Here is an 18,718-nt window from a genome sequence, read left to right as displayed (position 1 = left end):
ACAGCATCGGGTCGTCGTGGCGCGGCCACTACGACCGCCTTCACCTGCACACGCCGCGTGAGCTCTCCGGCCTGCCCGGGCTGCCGATCCCCAAGGAGATGGGCCGCTGGGTCTCGCGCGACGACGTCGTGCGCTACCTGGAGCTGTATGCCGCCCACCACCGGCTGGACGTGCGCCTGGGCACCGGGGTCAGCCGGGTCGACCGCTCCGCGAGCGGTGACTCGTGGAGCCTGACCCTTGCCGACGGCTCGTCGCTCACCGCTCCCTACGTCGTCGTCGCCACGGGTTTCAACCACACACCGCGCGAGCCCAACGTGCCCGGGCTGTCCGCGTACACGGGCGAGGTCGTCTTCGCCCGCGACTACCGCAGCGGTGCCCCTTACTCAGGCAAGGACGTGCTCGTCGTCGGCACCGGGAACACCGGGACCGAGGTGGCCGTGGACCTCGTCGAGCACGGCGCCGAGCGCGTTCGCCTGGCGGTCCGGACCGTGCCGCACATCCTGCGCCGCAACACCGGGCCGTATGCCGCCCAGTACACCGGCATCGCGGTGCGCCGCCTGCCCACCGCACTCGTCGACCGGGTCGCCCCTGCCGTCGAGCGGCTCCAGACCCCGGACCTGTCCGCGCACGGTCTGCCCCGCCCGGACACCGGCCTGCTGACCCGCGTCGAGCGCGACAACGCCATCCCCGTCCAGGACGTCGGCATCATCGCGGCGATCCGCACGGGCGCCGTGGAACCGGTGGCCGCCCTGCGCGAGCTCGACGGCGACACCGTCGTCCTTGCCGACGGCACGCGCCTCCAGCCCGACGTCGTGGTGCTCGCGACCGGCTACACGCAGGGGCTCGAGCCGCTCATCGGGCATCTCGGCGTCCTCGACGGCAAGGGACGCCCGTGCGAGCGCGGTGGCCGCACCCCGCGGGGCGCCAAGGGGCTGTGGTTCACCGGCTACACGAACCCGATCTCCGGCATGCTCCGCGAGCTGGCGATCGACGCCCGCAAGATCGCCCTCGCCATGGCGCTGCGCAAACGCCACGAGATGACCGCCTTCCGACGCGCCAAGGCCGCCGTCTGACCCCGCCCCCTACCGCCGCACCTGCGCTACTTGTCAGACAACTGGTCGGGTCATACGATCATTTGGTCACCGTCGCCACCTGACCAAGGACCTGCCATGACCGCCGACCGGATCCGCCACGTCGCCCTCTCCTCCGTCGTCCTGCCCCTCCCGACCCCGATCAGCGACGCCAAGGTGCTGACCGGTCGGCAGAAGCCGATGACCGAGGTCGTCCTCCTCTTTGCCGAGATCACGACCGAGCAGGACCACCGCGGCACCGGCTTCAGCTACAGCAAGCGCGCCGGCGGCCCGGCCCAGTTCGCCCACGCCAAGGAGGTCGCCGAGGGCCTGCTCGGCGAGGACCCCAACGACATCGCCAGGGTCTACGACAAGCTGCTCTGGGCCGGAGCCTCCGTCGGTCGCTCCGGTGTCGCCACCCAGGCGCTCGCCGCCATCGACATCGCGCTGTGGGACCTCAAGGCCCGCCGCGCCGACCTGCCACTGTCCAAGCTCATCGGCAGCCACCGCGACTCGGTCCGGACCTACAACACCTCGGGCGGCTTCCTCCACGCCCCCATCGAGCAGGTCAAGGAGCGGGCGTCCGAGTCGGTGGCAGCCGGCATCGGCGGCATCAAGATCAAGGTCGGCCAGCCCGACATGCGGACCGACCTGCAGCGCCTGGCCGCCGTGCGCGAGCACCTCGGCGACGACGTGCCGCTCATGGTCGACGCCAACCAGCAGTGGGACCGTGCCAGCGCCCTGCGGTTCGGCCGCGCCGTCGAGGGCCTCGACCTGGTCTGGATCGAGGAGCCGCTCGACGCCTACGACGCCGAGGGCCACGCCCAGCTCGCAGCAGCCCTCGACACCCCGATCGCGACCGGCGAGATGCTCTCGAGCGTCGCCGAACACGTGCGACTCATCGAGGCACGGGCAGCCGATGTCATCCAGCCCGACGCCCCGCGGGTCGGCGGCATCACCCCCTTCCTGCGGCTCGCGACCCTGGCCGACCACGCCGGCCTGCAGCTCGCCCCGCACTTCGCCATGGAGATCCACCTGCACCTCGCCGCGTGCTACCCGCGCGAGCCGTGGGTCGAGCACTTCGAGTGGCTCGACCCGCTCTTCAACGAGCGACTCGAGACCCGCGACGGGCGCATGGTCGTGCCCGACCGCCCCGGCCTGGGCTTCACGCTGAGCGAGCAGGCCAAGGCCTGGACCGTGGACACCTACGAGGTCGGACGCGCCTGACATGGGTCATGGAGGCGACCGCATCCTTCGGATCGAGCTCGGCCTGCACGACGTGCCGCTCGCCTTCGCGGTGAGCGACGCAAAGGTGCTCACGGGCCGGCAGAAGCCGATGGCCGAGGTCTCGGTGCTCACCTGTCAGGTCGAGACCGCCCACGGCATCACCGGACTGGGCTTCTCCTACACGACCCGCGCCGGCTGCCGCGCCCAGTTCGCCCACGCCAGGGAGGTCGCGACCGTCGCCCTGGGGCAGGACCCGAGCGACATCGGCAAGATCTACGACTCACTCCTCTGGGCCGGCGCCTCCGTGGGCCGCTCGGGCGTCGCGACACAGGCGATCTCGACGATCGACACGGCCCTATGGGACGTCAAGGCACGCCGAGCCGGACTCTCGCTGGCGAAGCTGCTCGGCTCACACCGCGACTCGGTGCGCACCTACAACACGTCGGGAGGGTTCCTCCAGGCGCCGGTCGAGGAGGTGTGCGAGAAGGCGTCCGCGTCGCTCGCCGCCGGCATCGGTGGCATCAAGGTGAAGGTCGGCCAGCCGGATCTGCGCGAGGACCTCCGCCGCGTCGCCGCCGTGCGTGAGCACCTCGGCCGCGACGTGCCGCTCATGGTCGACGCCAACCAGCAGTGGGACCGCACCGCGGCCCTGCGCGCCGGGCGTGCACTCGCCGAGCACGACCTCGTCTGGATAGAGGAGCCACTCGACGCGTACGACGCCGAGGGCCACGCAGCCCTCAGCCGCGCTCTCGACACCCCGATCGCCACGGGCGAGATGCTGACGAGCGTCGGCGAGCTCGTCCGCCTCGTCGACCTGCGCTCCGCGACCTTCCTGCAGCCCGACGTGCCCAGGGTCGGCGGCATCACGCCGTACCTGCAGGTGGCCACCCTCGCTGACCACGCGGGACTGCACCTGGCGCCACACTTCGTCATGGAGATCCACGTGCACCTCGCGGCGGCATACTCCCGGGACGGCTGGGTCGAGCACATCGAGTGGCTGAGCCCGCTCTTCGAGGAGCGCCTCGTCATCGAGGACGGCCGCATGCACGTGCCGACCGGGCCCGGCCTCGGGCTCACCCTCTCGGAGCAGGCGGTCGGTCTGCGGCGCGACCACGTCGTGCTGCGAGCCGACTAGGTTGTCGCCGTGACCTCCCGCGCCGACGACGACCAGCGGCTCGACCGTGAGACCGGCCGAGGCCTGGCTCACGAGCTCGTCGAGCGGCTCAAGGAGCAGATCCTGGCGGGCCAGATGGAGCCGGGCCAGAGGCTCCCGACCGAGGCCTCGCTCGTCGCCGACTACGGCGTGAGCCGCACGGTCGTGCGCGAGGCGATCTCACGTCTGCAGGCCGCCGGGCTCGTCGAGACCTTCCAGGGTCGCGGCTCGTTCGTGCTGGCCCTGCCCGAGACCGAGGGCTTCGCGGTCGGCGCCGAGCGGGTGCGCACCCACCGGGACGTCCTCGACATGATCGACTTCCGTCTCGGGATCGAGAGCGAGGCGGCCGGCCTCGCCGCTGAGCGGCGCACCGACGTGCATCTCAAGGCGATCGAGCGTGCCCTGCGTGACCTGACCCGTGCCGACGAGAAGCCCAGCGGCGCCGTCGAGGCCGACTTCGAGTTCCACCGCCGCATCGCGCTGGCGTCCGGAAACCGTTTCTACTCGGACCTGCTCGCGTCGCTGGGACCCATGATGATCATGCTGCCGCGCACCCGGCTCGAGGCCGCCTACACCGTGTCGGACGCGACGCACCTGACCCGAGTCTCACTCGAGCACGAGAACATCTTCCTGGCGATCGCCCGCGGCGACGGTGCAGCAGCCCGGGCCGCGATGCGCCTGCACCTCGCCAACTCGCGGGCCCGCCTGCAGCAGGACTGAGCGGCCGGAGCCGACACCGGCACGCGGGGTGCCGCGTCAGGCGTGCTCGGCGGCCAGTCGTGCCCCGAAGCCGAGCATGGCCGTGCCGGTGAGCGCGTCGAGCCCGCGGCGCACGCGTGGGCGCTTCAGCACCCGCGCGCGGTGTGCCTCGAGCGTCACGACCACCGCGAGGCCGCGAGCGAGAGGAAGGGTTGGGGTCGTCATGGGCAAACGATGTGATGGCTCCTGTCGCTCGTCACCGCCCGGATGGCGGGCCCTACCAGCGGGCGGTGTTCGGTTCGAACCCCGGCTGCACCGACTGCATGTAGACGGTGTCCTCTCGGCGCTGGATGCCGCACGAGAGGTACTGCTCGTGGAGCGTCCCGAGCGCGTCCTCGTCGATCTCGACGCCGAGGCCCGGTCCGGTGGGCACCGCGACGGAGCCGTCGACGAAGTCGAGCACCCCCGGCTTGACGACCTCCTCGGTCTTCCACGGGTAGTGGGTGTCGCACGCGTACGTGAGATTCGGCGTCGCCGCGGCCAGGTGCGTCATGGCCGCCAGGCTCACGCCGAGATGGCTGTTCGAGTGCATCGACAGCCCCATCCCGAAGGTGTCGCAGATGCCGGCCAGCAGCCGCGAACGCAGCAGCCCACCCCAGAGGTGGTGGTCCGAGAGCACGACGCCGACGGCGTTCGCGCGCACCGCGGGCTCGAGGTGCTCGAAGGCGATGACGCACATGTTCGTCGCGAGCGGGAGGTCCGTCTCGCGGGCGACGGCGGCCATCCCCTCGATGCCGGGCGTCGGGTCCTCGAGGTACTCGAGCACGTCCGCGAGCTCGGAAGCGACGCGCACCGACGTGTCGACCGTCCAGCCCCCGTTGGGGTCGATGCGCAGCCTGTGGTCGGGGAACGCCTCGCCGAGGGCGCGCATGGCGTCGATCTCGTCGTCGGGCGGCAGCACGCCTCCCTTGAGCTTGATGGCGTCGAAACCGTATGCCGTCACCATCCGCTTGGCCTGCACGACGAGCTGGTCTGGGGTGAGAGCCTCACCCCAGTCGTCGTCCGGTCGGCGGGGGTGCCCCGCCCACTTGTAGAAGAGATAGGCGCTGAAGGGCACGGTGTCACGCACCGCGCCGCCGAGCAGGTCGCTCACCGGCCGGCCCGTCTCGTGCCCCTGGATGTCGAGGCAGGCGACCTCGAACGGCGAGTAGGCCGTGGCCACGGCCGAGTCCACCTGGAGCATGCCGCCGAAGCTCGCTCCGGCGTCGGCCGACCCGGTGCCGAGGGCGTCGGCCGCCTTGCGCCACAGGCCGTTGAGGTCGTAGACGTCGTGACCGAGGACGGCCCGGCCGACGGCCTCGAGCCGCTGGAGCTGGGCCTCGTCGCCGTAGGTCTCGCCCAGCCCGACCGACCCGGTGTCGGTGCGGACGCGCACGATCGCGCGCAGGGCATACGGCTGGTGGACGCCGACGACGTTGAGCAGCGGGGGGTCCTCGAAGGCGACCGGCGTGACCGACACCGACGCGATGCGCGAGCGCACCGGTCCCATCAGCGGGAGGCCTTGACGGCGAGCACCGGCACGCTCGCGTCGAGCAGGATCCGCTGCGCCGTGCTGCCGAGGATGAGCTTGCCGACGGGGCTGCGGTGGCGCAGCCCGATGACGACGAGCGACGCGTCGACCTCTCGGGCGACCGACTCGAGCGTGTCGGCGAGCGAGTCGCCGTGGAGCGGTTGGCGCACCTCGACCCGGACGCCGAGGTCGCTCGCGCGGTCGACGATCTCGCTCACCTGCTCGGGGCCGAGCATGGCGTCGTCCACCGGGGCGCCGCGCCGCGGGGAGTTCACGACGACGAGGGGCTGCTCGCGCAGGCGGGCCTCGGCGATGCCGGTGTCGAGCGCCGCACGCCCCTCGGGGGTGTCGAGGTAGCCGACGAGGATGGTCATTTCGCCTCCGTGGTCTCGCGGTCGGGAGCTGCTGTGGGGGACGCCTGCACCGGGGCCGGCGCCGCGGCCGGCCCACCGCGCCGTGCCCGGACCACCCTGCGGATCAACGGGAACAGGGCCACGGCGACGATCGCCGCGAGGATCGTGCCGGAGATCGGGCGCGTGAGGAAGCCGGTCGGGTCGCCGCCGAAGATGAGCAGCGACTGGCGGGCCGACGACTCGATGAGCGTGCCGAGGACGAACGCCAGGACCATCGGGCCGGGGTCGAAGCCGAACTTCTTCATGAGGTAGCCGACGACGCCGAAGACGATCACGAGGTAGATGTCGAAGACCGAGTTGTTGACGGTGTAGACCCCGAGCATCGTGATGAGGGCCGTGATCGGCGCGAGGATCGCCGGTCGCACCCGGAGGATGCGCACGAAGACGCCGACCATCGGGATGCTCATGATGAGCAGCAGGATGTTGCCGATGTACATCGAGTTGATGACGCCCCAGAAGATGTCGGGGTGGGTGTCGACGAGCTGCGGCCCTGGCTGCACCCCCTGGATGAGCAGCGCCCCGAACATCAGCGCCATCGTCGCGTTGGCCGGGATGCCGAGGGTCAGCAGCGGGATGAACGAGGAGGTCGCGGCCGCGTTGTTGGCGGTCTCGGGGGCGGCCACGCCCTCGATGGCACCGCGCCCGAAGCGCTCCGGCTGCTTGGCGCGGCGCTTCTCCACGGCATACGCCACGAGCGAGGAGAGCACGGCGCCACCACCGGGCAGCACGCCCAGGCCGAAGCCGATCCCAGACCCCCGGGCGATCGCACCCTTGGACTCCGAGAGGTCCTGGCGGCTCGGCCACACCTTGGTGACCTTTGCGGGCGCATGGACCTTCTTGTGGTTCTCCTCGAGGTTGTAGAGGATCTCGCCGAGCCCGAAGAGACCCATGGCGATCGGCACGAAGTCGATGCCGTCGGCGAGGTTGAGGCTGCCGAACGTGAAGCGCTCGGCGCCGGTGAACGAGTCGCGGCCGACCGTTGCGATGAGCAGCCCGATGGCGGCGGCGATGATGGCCTTGAGCTTGCCGCCGTTGCCGACCGTCGAGACGAGCAGGACGCCGAGCAGGCCGAGAGCGGCATACTCCGGCGGCCCGAAGTCGAGCGCATAGCCTGCGACGACCGGGGCGAGCACGGACAGGCCGATGATCGAGACGGTGCCCCCGATGAACGAGCCGATCGCCGCGATGCCGAGGGCAGCCCCCGCCCGGCCCTGCTTGGCCATGGCGAAGCCGTCGAAGACCGTCACGACCGAGCTGGCCTCGCCCGGCAGGCGCAGCAGCACCGAGGTGATCGTGCCGCCGTACTGGGCGCCGTAGAAGATGCCGGCGAGCATGATGATGGCCGAGACCGGCGGGATGCCGTACGTGATGGGCAGCAGGATGGCGATCGTCGCTGCGGGACCGAGGCCCGGGAGCACGCCGATGAGCATGCCGATGACGACGCCGACGAGGCAGTAGAGCAGGTTGGTCGGCTGCAGGACGATGCCGAAGCCGTCGATGATCGGGGTGAAGTCCATGGCGAGCCTCCCTTCAGATCAGTCGCGGGAGGGGGATGGACAGGGCGAGCACGAACAGCGCGTAGAACACCGCGACCGTGACGACGCTGACCACCGCGGTCATGCGCCAGGACTCGCCACCGAGGAACCGCAGCCAGACCACCATGAGCACGAGCGAGGGGACCTCGAAGCCGATGACGGGAAGCAGGGCCGCGAGACCGACGAGGCTCAGCACCCCGAGCCCGGTCAGGACGCTCGAGCGGGTGAACTGCTCGGTGTCCTCGGCCCGCCGGCCGAACGCGATCTGCGCGACCGACAGGGCCGTCACGGCGACGGACACCGCGAACGGCCACAGCCCGGGCCCCGGCTGGGTGAGGCTGCCCAGGCCGTAGCCGAGGGACAGCGCCATGCCCGCCACCCCGAGGACCAGGGTGACGACGCCGGCGGCCACCTGTGCGAGGGGACCCGCGTGGGGCGGGCGCTCCTCCTCCAGGTCCTGCGCGAGCTCGGCCTTGAGCTCCTCGAGGATGTCGACCTCGGCGGCCTGGGGCCGCCCCGGTTCGCTCGTCGTGCTCATCCCTGGCTCCTCTTCGAGTGGGTGGTGGTCGGCGGTCGTGGCGCGGTGTGGCTCAGCCGTTGGAGGCGAGCGAGATGCCGAACTGCTTGAGCTTGGCGGTGTTGGAGGCCAGGTCGGCCTTGAGCTTCGTCGCGATCTCGGGCCCCGGGACCTCGAGTGGCGTCAGGTTGTTGGCCTCGTTGAACTTCTTGTACTCGTCCGAGGCGAAGGTCTTCTTCGCGGCGGCGACGAGCTTGTCCTTGACGGCCTGTGGCGTGCCCTTGGGCGTGGTGATGAAGCGGTACTGCGACACCTGCACGTCGAAGCCCTGCTCCTTCGCCGTCGGCACGTCCGGCAGGTACTTGACGCGCTCGGCCGAGAAGACGGCCAGGGGGACGAGCTTGCCCGCCCTGATGTTCTCGATCGCCTCGCCGACCTGCATCGTGGACACGTCGACCTGCGCGCCGAGCAGCGCGGTGAGGTTCGGGGCGCCACCGTCGAACGGCACGGCCGTCGCCTTGATGCCGGCCGTCGCGAAGGTGAGGGCCGAGTTGAGCTGGGCGCCGGTGCCGACGCCGGTCGTGCCGTAGCGGATGGTCCGGCCGGCCGACTTCATGTCAGCGACGCTCTTCCACCCGGTCTTCGGGTTGGTGACGAGCACGTAGTCGTCGCGGGAGACGCCGTAGACGATGTCGAAGTCGTCGACCTTGACGGCCTCGGACTCGGAGACGGCCAGCGGGGTGATGGCGAAGAGCGAGGCGTTCTGGATCGCGATGGAGTAGCCGTCGGACGACGCCTTCTGCAGCTCCTTGGCCACGAGGGCGCCGTTGGCGCCCGGCTTGTTGACGACGGGCATGGCCACGCCCAGCGACTGCCCCATGCCCTTGGACATCGCCCGGCTGATGAGGTCGCTGCTGCCGCCGGCGGAGGCGCCGACGGTCATCTGGATGCTCTTGCTCGGGTAGTCGCTGCCACCCGAGGCGTCCCCACCACCGCTGCTGCCGTTCTTGACCCCGCCACAGGCGGAGAGGGCGAGAGCGAGAGCGGCGGTGCCCGCCACGGAGGCGATGCGGGTCCTCGTTCGAACGTTCGTCATTGAAGGTCTCCTACGAGCTGGGGCACCGTCGTCGGTGCTCATGGGGTGAGGTCTGTCCCCGTGCCGCCTGACACTACGAATCCTGTTCATGCCTGTCCAAACCCGATCCTGCATCGGCTGATACCTTCGCGATATCGTTGCGGTAGCCTCGCCGCATGATGACCCTCGACCAGGTCCGGGCCTTCGTCGCTGTCGCCGAGGAGCTGCACTTCGGCCGTGCGGCCGAGCGGCTGCGCATGACCCAGCCCCCGCTGAGCCGGCAGATCCAGAAGCTCGAGCGCACCGTCGGGGTCACCCTGCTCGAGCGCGACAACCGCAAGGTCGAGCTCACCGAGGCCGGCCGGGCCTTCCTCGACGAGTCCTACCGGCTGCTCGCCCTCGTCGAGAGCGCCGGCGACGTGGCCCGGCGCATCGACGGCGGCGCCACCGGCACGCTGCGCCTGGGCTTCACCGCCGTCTCGGCGATCGGGGTGCTCGGACCCCTCCTCAAGGAGCTCGAGCGCAGCCTGCCGGGCATCGAGGTGATCCTCCACGAGCGGGTCACGGCCGCCCAAGCCGACGGCATCCGCCGCGGCGAGCTCGACCTGGGCCTCGCCCGCCCGCCCTTCGACACCGCAGAGTTCGAGTCGCGGGTCATCTTCCGGGAGCCGCTCTGCGCGGCCGTGCCGAGCGAGCACCCGCTCGCCGACGTCGCGCACCCCCTGACCGCGGGCGACTTCGACGGGGAGCCGGTCATCAGCTACAACCCGGTCCAGTCGCGCTACTTCCACGAGCTCACCGTCCGGTTCCTCACCAACGCCCATCCCAGGGTGGAGCAACAGGTGCACCAGATCCTCACCGCCGTCCTGCTCGTCGCCGCCGGTCGCGGCTGCGCCCTCGTGCCCGCCTCCGCCCGGTCGCTCGGGGTGCAGGGCGTCGTCTACAAGGACCTCGTCGACGGGGGCGGCGACCCCGACGGTAGCGAGGTACCGGGCCAGCCGGTCGAGCTGCACGCCATCTGGGCACGCGGCCGCCGCAGTCCCATGCTCCGACGGGTCCTGGCCCAGATCGGGCGCATGCAGCTGGCCGCCCAGCCATGACGTGGCGGAGGACGATGATGCTCGCCGAGCATCACGGCATACGCAATCCGTCTTGGACAGGTATCCAGCGTTCTTCCTAGCCTGAGGTCACTCACTGGCCCAGCGGCGGGCCTACCCACCTGGGGACGGCAGCCGCTCTGTCGCAAAGGATGCTCCCGTGGCCCTGGCTCCCGACGAACTCGCTCACACCCTGGGCACCGGACTGCTCTCGTTCCCCGTCACGCACTTCACGCCGGACCTCGCGTTCGACGAGGCGGCCTACCGGGAGCACCTCTCGTGGCTGAGTGGCTACGACGTCGCGGGCCTCTTCGCGGCCGGCGGCACCGGCGAGGGCTTCTCGCTGCGCACCGACGAGATCGACACGGTGGTGCGCGTGGCCGTCGACGAGATCGGTGGGAAGGTGCCGGTGCTCGCGCCCGCCACCGGAGGCACCGCGGTCGCCGTCGCCCAGGCCAGGGCCGCCGAGGCCGCCGGCGCCGACGGCATCCTCCTCTTCCCGCCCTACCTCACCGAGGCCGGCCAGCGCGGTCTCGTCGAGCACGTCTCAGCCGTATGCCGTGCCACCTCCCTCGGCGTCATCGCCTACTCGCGCGCCAACGCGATCCTCGGCGACGTCGCCGTCGCCGAGGCCGCCGACCGCAACGCGAACCTCATCGGGCTCAAGGACGGCGTCGGCAACGTCGAGGCCATGACGCGCACCTACGCCCGGGTCGGCGACCGCCTCCTCTACGTCGGCGGCCTGCCCACCGCGGAGACCTTCGCCCTGCCGCTGCTGCAGCTCGGCGTGACCACCTACTCCTCGGCGATCTTCAACTTCGTGCCGGAGTTCGCCGTCGGCTTCTACCAGGACGTGCGCCGCCAGGACCTCGAGGCGGTCTACCGCAAGCTGAACGACTTCGTCCTGCCCTACCTCGACATCCGCGACCGCGAGCGGGGGTACGCGGTGAGCATCATCAAGGGCGGCCTCGCGGCGATCGGCCGCCCGGCCGGTCCCGTGCGTCCGCCGCTCACCGACCTCACCGAGCAGGACGTGTCGGACCTCAAGATCCTCATCGACAAGATCAGCTGAAACGGAGTCCTAGCGCATGACCTCCCTCACCGGACACTCGATCATTGCCGGCTCGCCCGTCGCCGGGCGCCTCGCCGGCTCGGCCGGCATCGAGGCTGCCACGGGTGACCCCCTCGAGCCCGTCTACACCTACGTCGACGACGAGCAGCTCGGGGAGGCGACGCAGGCGGCGGCCGACGCGTTCGACACCTACCGCGCGACCTCACCCGCCGAACGGGCGGCGTTCCTGCACAGGGTCGCCGACGAGATCGAGGCCGACGGTGAGGCCATCGTCGCGCGTGCGGTCGCCGAGTCGGGACTGCCGCTCGGCCGCCTCGCCGGAGAGCTGGGCCGCACCACCGGCCAGCTGCGGATGTTCGCCGAGGTCGTACGCGTCGGCGACCACCTCGAGGCGCGGATCGACCCCGCCCTGCCGGACCGCACGCCCCTCCCCCGAGCCGACATCCGCCAGCGCCAGGTGCCGCTCGGTCCGGTCGCGGTCTTCGGGGCGAGCAACTTCCCGCTCGCCTTCTCCGTCGCCGGTGGTGACACCGCTTCGGCCCTGGCCGCCGGCTGCCCCGTCGTCGTCAAGGCCCACAACGCCCACCCCGGCACGAGCGAGCTCGTCGGCGCCGCCGTGGCCCGGGCCGTCGCCGCGTCCGGCCTGCCGGCCGGGGTCTTCTCGCTCGTCTTCGGCAGCGGCACCTCCGTCGGCCAGGCGCTCGTGCGCGACCCCCGCATCAAGGCAGTCGGCTTCACCGGCTCGCGCGCCGGGGGCCTCGCGCTCGTCGCCACCGCCGCACAGCGGCGCGAGCCGATCCCCGTGTACGCCGAGATGAGCTCGGTCAACCCCGTCATCGTCCTGCCGGGCAGCATCGCCGGCGGGCAGGCGGAGGCGCTCGCGACGGCATACGTTGCCTCCTTGGTGCTCGGCTCCGGCCAGTTCTGCACGAACCCGGGTCTGACGTTCGTGCCGTCCGGGTCAGAGGGCGACGCCTTCGTCGCGGCCGCGGCCCGAGCCGTCTCGCAGGCGGCCGGGCAGACCATGCTGACGTCCGGCATCGCCCAGGCCTACGACAAGGGGGTCGCCGCACTTCGCGGCACGTCGGCGGTGACGGTCGAGGCGGAGGGCATCGTCGGCGAAGCGGTCAACGCTCCGGCCCCGTTGCTCCTGTCCACCACCACGGCAGCGCTGCGCGACGACCCCGCGGTGAGCGAGGAGGTCTTCGGTGCCGCGGGCGTGATCGCCCGCTGGAGCGACACGGAGGAGCTCGCCGACGTGCTTCGTGGCCTCGAGGGCCAGCTGACGATCACGGTCCACGCCACCGAGACCGACCACGACGTCGCCCGCAAGCTGCTGCCCGTTCTCGAGAGCAAGGCCGGGCGCATCCTCTTCAACGGCTGGCCGACCGGCGTCGAGGTCGGCCACGCCATGGTCCACGGCGGGCCCTTCCCGGCGACCAGCGACCCGCGGACGACGTCGGTCGGCTCGCTGGCGATCTACCGGTTCCAGCGGCCCGTCGCCTACCAGGACGTGCCCAGCGACCTCCTGCCGGAGGCGACGCGCGACGACAACCCGTGGGGCCTCACGCGACGTGTCGACGGCCGACTCCGCCTCGCCCAGGACTGACAGGAAGCAGGAGATGTCACCGAAGATCGCCACCGTAGAGGTGGTGCCCGTCGCCGGGCACGACAGCATGCTGCTCAACCTCAGCGGCGCCCACGGCCCGTTCTTCACCCGCAACGTCGTCCTCGTCACCGACAGCGACGGCAACACGGGGCTGGGCGAGGTGCCGGGCGGCGAGAAGATCGCCGGCACCATCCGCGAGGCGGCAGAGCTGCTGGTGGGTCGGGAGGTCGCCAGGTTCCGTCAGCTGCTCCGTCGGGTCGCGCAGGCGTATGCCGGCCGCGACGCAGGCGGTCGGGGCGCCCAGACCTTCGACCTCCGTACCACCGTGCACGCCGTCACGGGGCTCGAGTCGGCGCTGCTCGACCTCCTGGGCCAGCACCTCGGCGTGCCGGTCGCGGAGCTGCTGGGCGACGGGCAGCAGCGCTCCAGCGTCCCGATGCTCGGCTACCTCTTCTACGTGGGCGATGCGGCCCGCACGGACCTGCCGTACCTCGTGGGCGACGGGGGCGAGGACCGGTGGTCGCAGCTGCGGCGCCGCGAGGCGCTGACGCCCGAGGCCGTCGTCGCGCTCGCGGAGGCGGCGCAGGAGCGCTACGGCTTCAGCGACTTCAAGCTCAAGGGCGGGGTGCTCGCCGGCGAGGAGGAGGTCGCGGCGGTCACGGCGCTCGCCCACCGGTTCCCCGACGCGCGGATCACGCTCGACCCCAACGGCGGCTGGCTCCTCGACGACGCCGTCCGGCTGTGCCGTGGGCTCGGCGACGTGCTCGCCTACGCCGAGGACCCCTGCGGGGCGGAGGGACGTTTCTCGGGCCGCGAGGTCATGGCGGAGTTCAAGCGGGCCACCGGGTTGCGGACCGCGACGAACATGGTCGCGACCGACTGGCGCGAGATGGCGCACGCGATCCGCACGAACGCCGTGGACATCCCGCTCGCCGACCCGCACTTCTGGACGATGGCCGGTTCGGTGCGCGTCGCGCAGCTGTGCAACGACTTCGGCCTGACGTGGGGCTCGCACTCGAACAACCACTTCGACATCTCGCTCGCGATGTTCACCCACGTCGGCGCCGCCGCACCCGGTGAGATCACCGCCCTGGACACGCACTGGATCTGGCAGGACGGCCAGTCCCTGACGACGGCGCCGCTCGAGATCCGCGACGGCGCGATCGAGGTCCCGACCGCAGCGGGACTCGGAGTGACCCTGGACCACGACGCACTGGCCGAGGCGCACGAGCTCTACCTCGAGCACGGCCTCGGCGCCCGGGACGACGCCGTGGCGATGCAGTACCTCGTCGACGACTGGACCTTCGACCCGAAGCGCCCCTGCCTCGTCCGCTGACACCCCCTGCTGCCCGGAGCACGTGGAGGTCAGGGGTGGTGCTGGCCACCGAGGTTGAGGAAAGCAGCCGCGACGTCGTCGGTCTCGGCCACCGCCTGCGCCAACGACTCGTCGCTGGCCAGTCCCGAGGCCAGCAGCCGGTGGTGCCGGGTCATCGTCCTGGCCGCGACGTCGTCGGGCACCGGCGCGACCGCCGCGACGACCGACCGCGCGCCGAGCGACAGGAGCGAGAGCGCGAGGCCCAGCGACTCGTGGCCCGGCCGCGCCGACGCGAGCCCCACGTCGCACGCCGAGAGCACGACGTGGTCGGCCCGGACACCGGTCGGCTGGAGCTCGTGGGCGAAGACCGGCCCGTCGTGCAGCGCGAGCGACGAGAAGAGCGGGGACTCGGCCTGGTGCGTGCCGTGGGCGGCGACGTGCACGACTCCTGGTCGGGAGAGCGCAGCCACCAGCTCCTCCCGCCGCGATGCCTCGAGCGGGTGCCTTCCGTCGCCCCAGGCGGCCAGGACGGCGCGCCCTTCGGCGGGGCCGCGGGGCACCCCGGGCCCCACGGTGACGTGGACGCCGGACTGCCGGGGGCCTTTCGACCCGCCACCGCGCCGGGCGAACGACGTGAGCGACAGGGCGACCGTGAACGGGCGTCCCTTCACCGACGGGAACACCGCCCACGGCAGGGCCGAGACCTCCGGGCAGGTCACGACCACCAGGCCGCGGTCCGAGCGCCACGGCCGCAGCAGGGCATCGTCCAGCTCGGCCGCGCTCGAGCGCAGCGAGGACCAGACCGCCCCGGCCAGCGGGCCCAGGTGGTGGGTGGCGGCAGCCCGCAGGTCGACGCGTACGCGTTGCGCGAGCTCGGCGGCCCGGTCGACCGGCATCAGGTCGCGCAGTGTCGCCCGCCCACCGATGACCCCGACGGCGCAGAGCCGGCCCCGATGCCGGAAGAACCACACGAGGTCACGGTCGACGCGACGCAGGTGCTCCCGGGCCTCGCGCAGGCCGACGTGGACGGTGCCGGTGGCGTCGGCGCTTCGGCTCAGCGCCCAGTCCCGGTCGCGGATCTGGCGCTCGAGCCGAGCGGCCCGCTCATGCAGCTCGCGCACCTGGTCGGACTCGGCGGCCTCTCCGCGGAGCTGGCCGCGGACCGCTCGCAGGTGCTCGGTCAGTGCTGCGAGCCGGTCGTCGACCGGACGACCGAGCGACGGCAGCCGGTCGGTCGCGCTGCGCCACCGCTCGAGCGCCTCCAGCACGGCGCCGCTCCCGCGCGGCACCGCCAGCTCGAGGTCCAGCTCCGCCAGTCGCGTTCCGTGGACCGCCCGTGCGGTGCGCAGGTCGAGGCTCGCGCTGCCCTGCTGGCCGGCCGCCAGGCGCCGCGACGCACGCGCCAGGATCCGCCTGGCGGGCGGGAGGTCGCCCGCCGCGACGAGCGTCATCGCGGTGACGACCGCCGAGTCCAGCTCGTCGGCCAGCGACCCGGTCGACACCCGCTCGAGGCCGAGCAGCCGCGTGTTCGCCCCGGCCGGGTCACCGGCCAGCAGCAGGGCCTGCGCCGCCACGACCCGGGCGTTGTCGGCCAGCTCGGCATCGCCGAGCTGCGTCGCCGTGTCGGTGAGCCGGTCGGCCGACGCCGCCGCAGCCAGCGCCACGGACCCGTCGTCCACTCCGCTCAGCCCTCCCACGTCGTCCGCGCCGCGCCCGTCCCGCCGGTCCCGACCGTCCCGCCCGTCGCGCCGGTCCCTGCCCCTCCTCCGGTCGTGGTCCAGCCCGGCGAGGAGCTCGACCAGGGTCGCCTTCACGGTCCAGGCCGTGGCCCCCATCCGCGCGTACCTCTCCCGCGCAGACGCCGCCGCCGACGCCGCGAGCTCCACGTGGCCCAGGAGGCGGTGCGCGCGCGCCAGCGCCAGCTCGAACTCCGCCCGCATCTGGTCGTGGCCCTCGCCCTCGAGCTCGGCCAGCCCGGCATGCAGCGCCTCGACCGCCTCCTTGACCAGCCCGGCCTCGAGCAGGACCTGGGCACGGTCGAGCCGCGCGGGTCCCTTGAAGACGTCCGCCTCCAGCTCCTCCGCACGCGCCATGCCGGCGAGGGACCGCGGGAGGTCACCGAGGAGGTATGCCGCATACCCCTCGTTGTGACGGGCCATGAACTCCTGTTCCACGCCGCCCAGCGCGTGCGCGAGCCGGGCCGCCTCACCGAACGACTCGAGGGCCTCGCTCGGGCGCAGCAGCTCGAAGGCGAGCATCCCGCGGCTCAGGTGGACCGAGCACTGCTCGTGCTCCGTGAACGCGTCGAGCCGGAGCACCGCGCCCTCGAGACCGGCCCATGCCGACGCGAGGTCGCCGACCCGGCCGTGGATGTTGGCGCGCTGGTACTCCAGCCGTGCTCGCAGCGCGTCGTCGCCGAGCTCGACGACGATCTGCTCGGCCTCCTTCAGCCGCGTCGTCGCGGGCTCGAGGCCCGAGAGCATCAGCTCCGTCAGCGCGAGGGTGACGAGCGTGCGGCACCGGAGCTCCAGGTGCTCCCGCGACGGCGCGCCCGCGGCCGACCGGTCGATCTGCTCGAGGGCGGCGGTCAGCAACCGGGACGCCTCGACGGGGCGTCCGGCCAGGTTCTCCGCGGCGCCCTGGTCGCGCAGGGCACGTGCGCTCTCGAGCAGGTCGATGGGTGCGGCCCGGCCTCTCGCTCAGGCGACCGCCATCGGCTCAGGTGCGGGGCTCCGGTGGCCTCAGACCTGGATCGTGGGAGTGATGACCGGTCGCACGTCCTGGTTCTCCGGGTCGGTCACCATGAAGTGGACCGGCCCATGGGGTAGATCATCCAGAACGAAACGCCCGTTCGCATCGGAAACGACCGAGCTGCTCCCCTCGTTCGTCACGGCCTCGACCCTGGCGCCCGGGGTGGTGACCCATCCGTCGACCCGGACCCGGTCGTCCGGCTCCTCCGTCGACATCGGCCCGACGGAGACCATCAGGCTCACCGAGGCGGCGGCGAACGTGACGGACTCGGTGGGCGTCGGCTCGACCTTCGTCTCGGCGCCGCGCGTCGTCAGCAGCGCGGAGTCCATCAGCTCGGCGACCTCGGCGTGCAGGGCGTGCACCGTGATGGCGAACTTCATCCGCTCCGCGAGGTCGTCCGGTGCGGGGTCGGCGTGCGCGAAGAGGTCGCGCACGTGGCGCAGGTTGGCGACGTCGCGGGCATCGATGGCGTCAGTGTGAGAAGTCATGTCAGACCGCCCATCCGGGGTCGGAGCCGAGGGTTGTCCTCAGCTTCTGCAGGCATCGGCCACGGGTCGGGCCGATGCTGCCGACCGGCATCCCCAACGACTCCGCGATCGCGGCGTAGTCGGGTCGGTCGGCGAACGCGATGACCCGGAGGAGCTCCTGACATCGCGGGGACAGGCTGGACACGTGCGTCCACAGCATGCGCTGGCGCTCGGAGAGGATCGACTGTGCCTCGGGGTCGAGCTGCTGCGCCGGGGCCTCCGGCACCTCCTCGACCCCGACCTCGCGCCGAGCCCCGCGGCCCAGGCGCCACACCTCGCGCTTGACCACCACGACCAGCCACCCGAGCACGGCTGCCGGCTCCTGGATCGACTCGCAGCGATCGACGAGCTGGAGGAAGGCGGTCTGGATGGCGTCCTCGCACACCGCCGGCGCGGCGCCCTGCGAGCGCGCGGCGTTCCAGAGCACGGGCGTGACGAGGTCGACGAGCTCCGAGAGCCGCTCACGCTCCCCGTCGCGGTAGGCGGCCAGGGCCCGGCCGGCGCGCGTGCCGATCCCGTCGGGGGCGGTGGGGGTGTGCGTCATCGTGACTCCTTCTCGGTGCACGTGTGGAGGGCGTGGAGGGAGCGGGCGCACAGGGCCTCGGGCCGCACGTCCTCCAGGCCACCGCACGCGACGAGGCAGGCGGCGAGCTCGGCGGCGAAGACCGGGGCGGAGAACGACGTACCGCTCCACACCCCGAAGCCGCCGGTGTAGTCGTCGGGGTCGACCGTGCAGCGCACGACGTCTCCCGGCACGCTCGACGACGGCTGGCCCATGCCGTCGGTGAGCGGCAGGGTGCTGACGAGCGAGACGCCGGGACGGGTGGCCGTGATGACGGTGAGCGGGTTGCTGAAGAGGGCGACCGTGGTCCCGTCCGGGTTGCACGCTCCCACGCTCGACACGGGCGGCACCTGGGGCTTCTTCGGTCCGGGGAGGGCCGCCGCGAGCGACGCGGGCACGAAGGGCGAGCTCGTGCCGTCGTTGCCGGCGCCGGCCACGACCGTCACGCCCGCGGCGGTGAACCGGTCGAGCATCTCGGCGACGGGGCCGCTGGCGTAGGTGCTGTCCTCGGCGTAGTAGCCCATCG

Annotated in this window: 18 protein-coding genes; 8 read left to right on the top strand and 10 right to left on the bottom strand. The window is 72.2% G+C overall.

The genetic code is table 11. The annotated features are described in order from the left end of the window. The 4 genes from ABD194_RS07805 to ABD194_RS07790 all read left to right on the top strand — a co-directional run. Positions 1-1,073, top strand: a 1,073-nt coding sequence (locus tag ABD194_RS07805; protein ID WP_343989737.1) for a flavin-containing monooxygenase, incomplete at its 5' end; no start/stop codon positions are given. A gap of 96 nt (positions 1,074-1,169) precedes the next feature. Continuing rightward, on the top strand, positions 1,170-2,297 hold the full coding sequence (locus ABD194_RS07800; protein WP_343989736.1) for an L-talarate/galactarate dehydratase: 1,128 nt from the start codon (positions 1,170-1,172) through the stop codon (positions 2,295-2,297). 1 nt (position 2,298) lies between these two features. Continuing rightward, positions 2,299-3,432, top strand: coding sequence for an L-talarate/galactarate dehydratase (locus ABD194_RS07795; RefSeq protein ID WP_343989735.1), 1,134 nt, complete (start codon positions 2,299-2,301; stop codon positions 3,430-3,432). A 9-nt stretch (positions 3,433-3,441) separates the two neighbouring features. After that, on the top strand, positions 3,442-4,170 hold the full coding sequence (locus ABD194_RS07790) for a FadR/GntR family transcriptional regulator (protein ID WP_343989734.1): 729 nt from the start codon (positions 3,442-3,444) through the stop codon (positions 4,168-4,170). Positions 4,171-4,206: 36 nt separating this feature from the next. Here the strand turns inward: ABD194_RS07790 and ABD194_RS07785 are convergent, their stop codons facing one another. Genes ABD194_RS07785 through ABD194_RS07760 form a run of 6 tightly spaced genes read right to left on the bottom strand, consistent with a single transcriptional unit; the run spans position 4,207 to position 9,280 of the window. Further along, on the bottom strand, positions 4,207-4,374 hold the full coding sequence (locus ABD194_RS07785) for a hypothetical protein (protein ID WP_343989732.1): 168 nt from the start codon (positions 4,372-4,374) through the stop codon (positions 4,207-4,209). A gap of 52 nt (positions 4,375-4,426) precedes the next feature. Next, positions 4,427-5,698, bottom strand: a complete 1,272-nt coding sequence (locus ABD194_RS07780; protein WP_343989730.1) for a glucarate dehydratase family protein — start codon at positions 5,696-5,698, stop codon at positions 4,427-4,429. Then, positions 5,698-6,093: a universal stress protein gene (locus ABD194_RS07775; protein ID WP_343989728.1), complete on the bottom strand. Its 396-nt coding sequence runs from the start codon at positions 6,091-6,093 to the stop codon at positions 5,698-5,700. Before ABD194_RS07775 ends, ABD194_RS07780 begins: the two co-directional genes overlap by 1 nt. After that, complete coding sequence (locus ABD194_RS07770) at positions 6,090-7,649, bottom strand: tripartite tricarboxylate transporter permease (protein ID WP_343989726.1); 1,560 nt, start codon at positions 7,647-7,649, stop codon at positions 6,090-6,092. The genes ABD194_RS07775 and ABD194_RS07770 overlap by 4 nt, the downstream gene beginning before the upstream one ends. 13 nt (positions 7,650-7,662) lie before the next feature. Then, a complete protein-coding gene (locus ABD194_RS07765) occupies positions 7,663-8,205 on the bottom strand; it encodes a tripartite tricarboxylate transporter TctB family protein (RefSeq protein ID WP_343989724.1) in 543 nt (180 codons plus the stop codon). A 52-nt stretch (positions 8,206-8,257) separates the two neighbouring features. Then, positions 8,258-9,280 (bottom strand): tripartite tricarboxylate transporter substrate binding protein, encoded by a 1,023-nt coding sequence (locus tag ABD194_RS07760; RefSeq protein WP_343989723.1) that lies wholly within the window; start codon positions 9,278-9,280, stop codon positions 8,258-8,260. A gap of 155 nt (positions 9,281-9,435) precedes the next feature. On the opposite strand from ABD194_RS07760, the gene ABD194_RS07755 reads away from it, so the two are divergent. The 4 genes from ABD194_RS07755 (at position 9,436) to ABD194_RS07740 (ending at position 14,373) form a co-directional block, all read left to right on the top strand. Then, the gene (locus tag ABD194_RS07755) at positions 9,436-10,359 is read left to right on the top strand and encodes a LysR substrate-binding domain-containing protein (RefSeq protein ID WP_343989721.1); all 924 of its coding nucleotides are present in this window, start codon (positions 9,436-9,438) and stop codon (positions 10,357-10,359) included. 157 nt (positions 10,360-10,516) lie between these two features. After that, positions 10,517-11,428 (top strand): 5-dehydro-4-deoxyglucarate dehydratase, encoded by a 912-nt coding sequence (kdgD, locus tag ABD194_RS07750; protein WP_343989719.1) that lies wholly within the window; start codon positions 10,517-10,519, stop codon positions 11,426-11,428. A 16-nt stretch (positions 11,429-11,444) separates the two neighbouring features. Continuing rightward, on the top strand, positions 11,445-13,037 hold the full coding sequence (locus ABD194_RS07745) for an aldehyde dehydrogenase (NADP(+)) (RefSeq protein WP_343989717.1): 1,593 nt from the start codon (positions 11,445-11,447) through the stop codon (positions 13,035-13,037). A gap of 13 nt (positions 13,038-13,050) precedes the next feature. After that, on the top strand, positions 13,051-14,373 hold the full coding sequence (locus tag ABD194_RS07740; RefSeq protein WP_343989715.1) for an enolase C-terminal domain-like protein: 1,323 nt from the start codon (positions 13,051-13,053) through the stop codon (positions 14,371-14,373). A 29-nt stretch (positions 14,374-14,402) separates the two neighbouring features. Here the strand turns inward: ABD194_RS07740 and ABD194_RS07735 are convergent, their stop codons facing one another. The 4 genes from ABD194_RS07735 to ABD194_RS07720 all read right to left on the bottom strand — a co-directional run. Further along, positions 14,403-16,946 carry a CHAT domain-containing protein gene (locus ABD194_RS07735; RefSeq protein WP_343989713.1) on the bottom strand — a complete coding sequence of 848 codons (2,544 nt, stop codon included), beginning with the start codon at positions 16,944-16,946 and terminating at the stop codon, positions 14,403-14,405. 147 nt (positions 16,947-17,093) lie between these two features. Next, the gene (locus ABD194_RS07730) at positions 17,094-17,591 is read right to left on the bottom strand and encodes a hypothetical protein (RefSeq protein WP_343989711.1); all 498 of its coding nucleotides are present in this window, start codon (positions 17,589-17,591) and stop codon (positions 17,094-17,096) included. A gap of 1 nt (position 17,592) precedes the next feature. Continuing rightward, positions 17,593-18,174, bottom strand: a complete 582-nt coding sequence (locus tag ABD194_RS07725; RefSeq protein WP_343989709.1) for an RNA polymerase sigma factor — start codon at positions 18,172-18,174, stop codon at positions 17,593-17,595. Beyond that, positions 18,171-18,718: S8 family serine peptidase (locus ABD194_RS07720; RefSeq protein WP_343989707.1), on the bottom strand; the 548-nt coding region annotated here is incomplete at its 5' end. The genes ABD194_RS07720 and ABD194_RS07725, both read right to left, overlap by 4 nt.

The organism is Terrabacter terrae, assembly GCF_039529575.1.
In the GTDB taxonomy this organism is placed as follows: Bacteria; Actinomycetota; Actinomycetes; order Actinomycetales; family Dermatophilaceae; genus Terrabacter; species Terrabacter terrae.
This window is presented reverse-complemented; position numbering and strand designations above follow the sequence as displayed.

Excerpts from the sequence above, each read along its gene's own strand:
- ABD194_RS07800 (WP_343989736.1), top strand. The coding sequence starts at position 1,170 with ATGACCGCCGACCGGATCCGCCACGTCGCCCTCTCCTCCGTCGTCCTG.
- ABD194_RS07795 (WP_343989735.1), top strand. The coding sequence starts at position 2,299 with ATGGGTCATGGAGGCGACCGCATCCTTCGGATCGAGCTCGGCCTGCAC.
- ABD194_RS07785 (WP_343989732.1), bottom strand. The coding sequence starts at position 4,374 with ATGACGACCCCAACCCTTCCTCTCGCTCGCGGCCTCGCGGTGGTCGTG.
- ABD194_RS07780 (WP_343989730.1), bottom strand. The coding sequence starts at position 5,698 with ATGGGACCGGTGCGCTCGCGCATCGCGTCGGTGTCGGTCACGCCGGTC.
- ABD194_RS07775 (WP_343989728.1), bottom strand. The coding sequence starts at position 6,093 with ATGACCATCCTCGTCGGCTACCTCGACACCCCCGAGGGGCGTGCGGCG.
- ABD194_RS07770 (WP_343989726.1), bottom strand. The coding sequence starts at position 7,649 with ATGGACTTCACCCCGATCATCGACGGCTTCGGCATCGTCCTGCAGCCG.
- ABD194_RS07765 (WP_343989724.1), bottom strand. The coding sequence starts at position 8,205 with ATGAGCACGACGAGCGAACCGGGGCGGCCCCAGGCCGCCGAGGTCGAC.
- ABD194_RS07760 (WP_343989723.1), bottom strand. The coding sequence starts at position 9,280 with ATGACGAACGTTCGAACGAGGACCCGCATCGCCTCCGTGGCGGGCACC.
- ABD194_RS07755 (WP_343989721.1), top strand. The coding sequence starts at position 9,436 with ATGATGACCCTCGACCAGGTCCGGGCCTTCGTCGCTGTCGCCGAGGAG.
- ABD194_RS07745 (WP_343989717.1), top strand. The coding sequence starts at position 11,445 with ATGACCTCCCTCACCGGACACTCGATCATTGCCGGCTCGCCCGTCGCC.
- ABD194_RS07740 (WP_343989715.1), top strand. The coding sequence starts at position 13,051 with ATGTCACCGAAGATCGCCACCGTAGAGGTGGTGCCCGTCGCCGGGCAC.
- ABD194_RS07730 (WP_343989711.1), bottom strand. The coding sequence starts at position 17,591 with ATGACTTCTCACACTGACGCCATCGATGCCCGCGACGTCGCCAACCTG.
- ABD194_RS07725 (WP_343989709.1), bottom strand. The coding sequence starts at position 18,174 with ATGACGCACACCCCCACCGCCCCCGACGGGATCGGCACGCGCGCCGGC.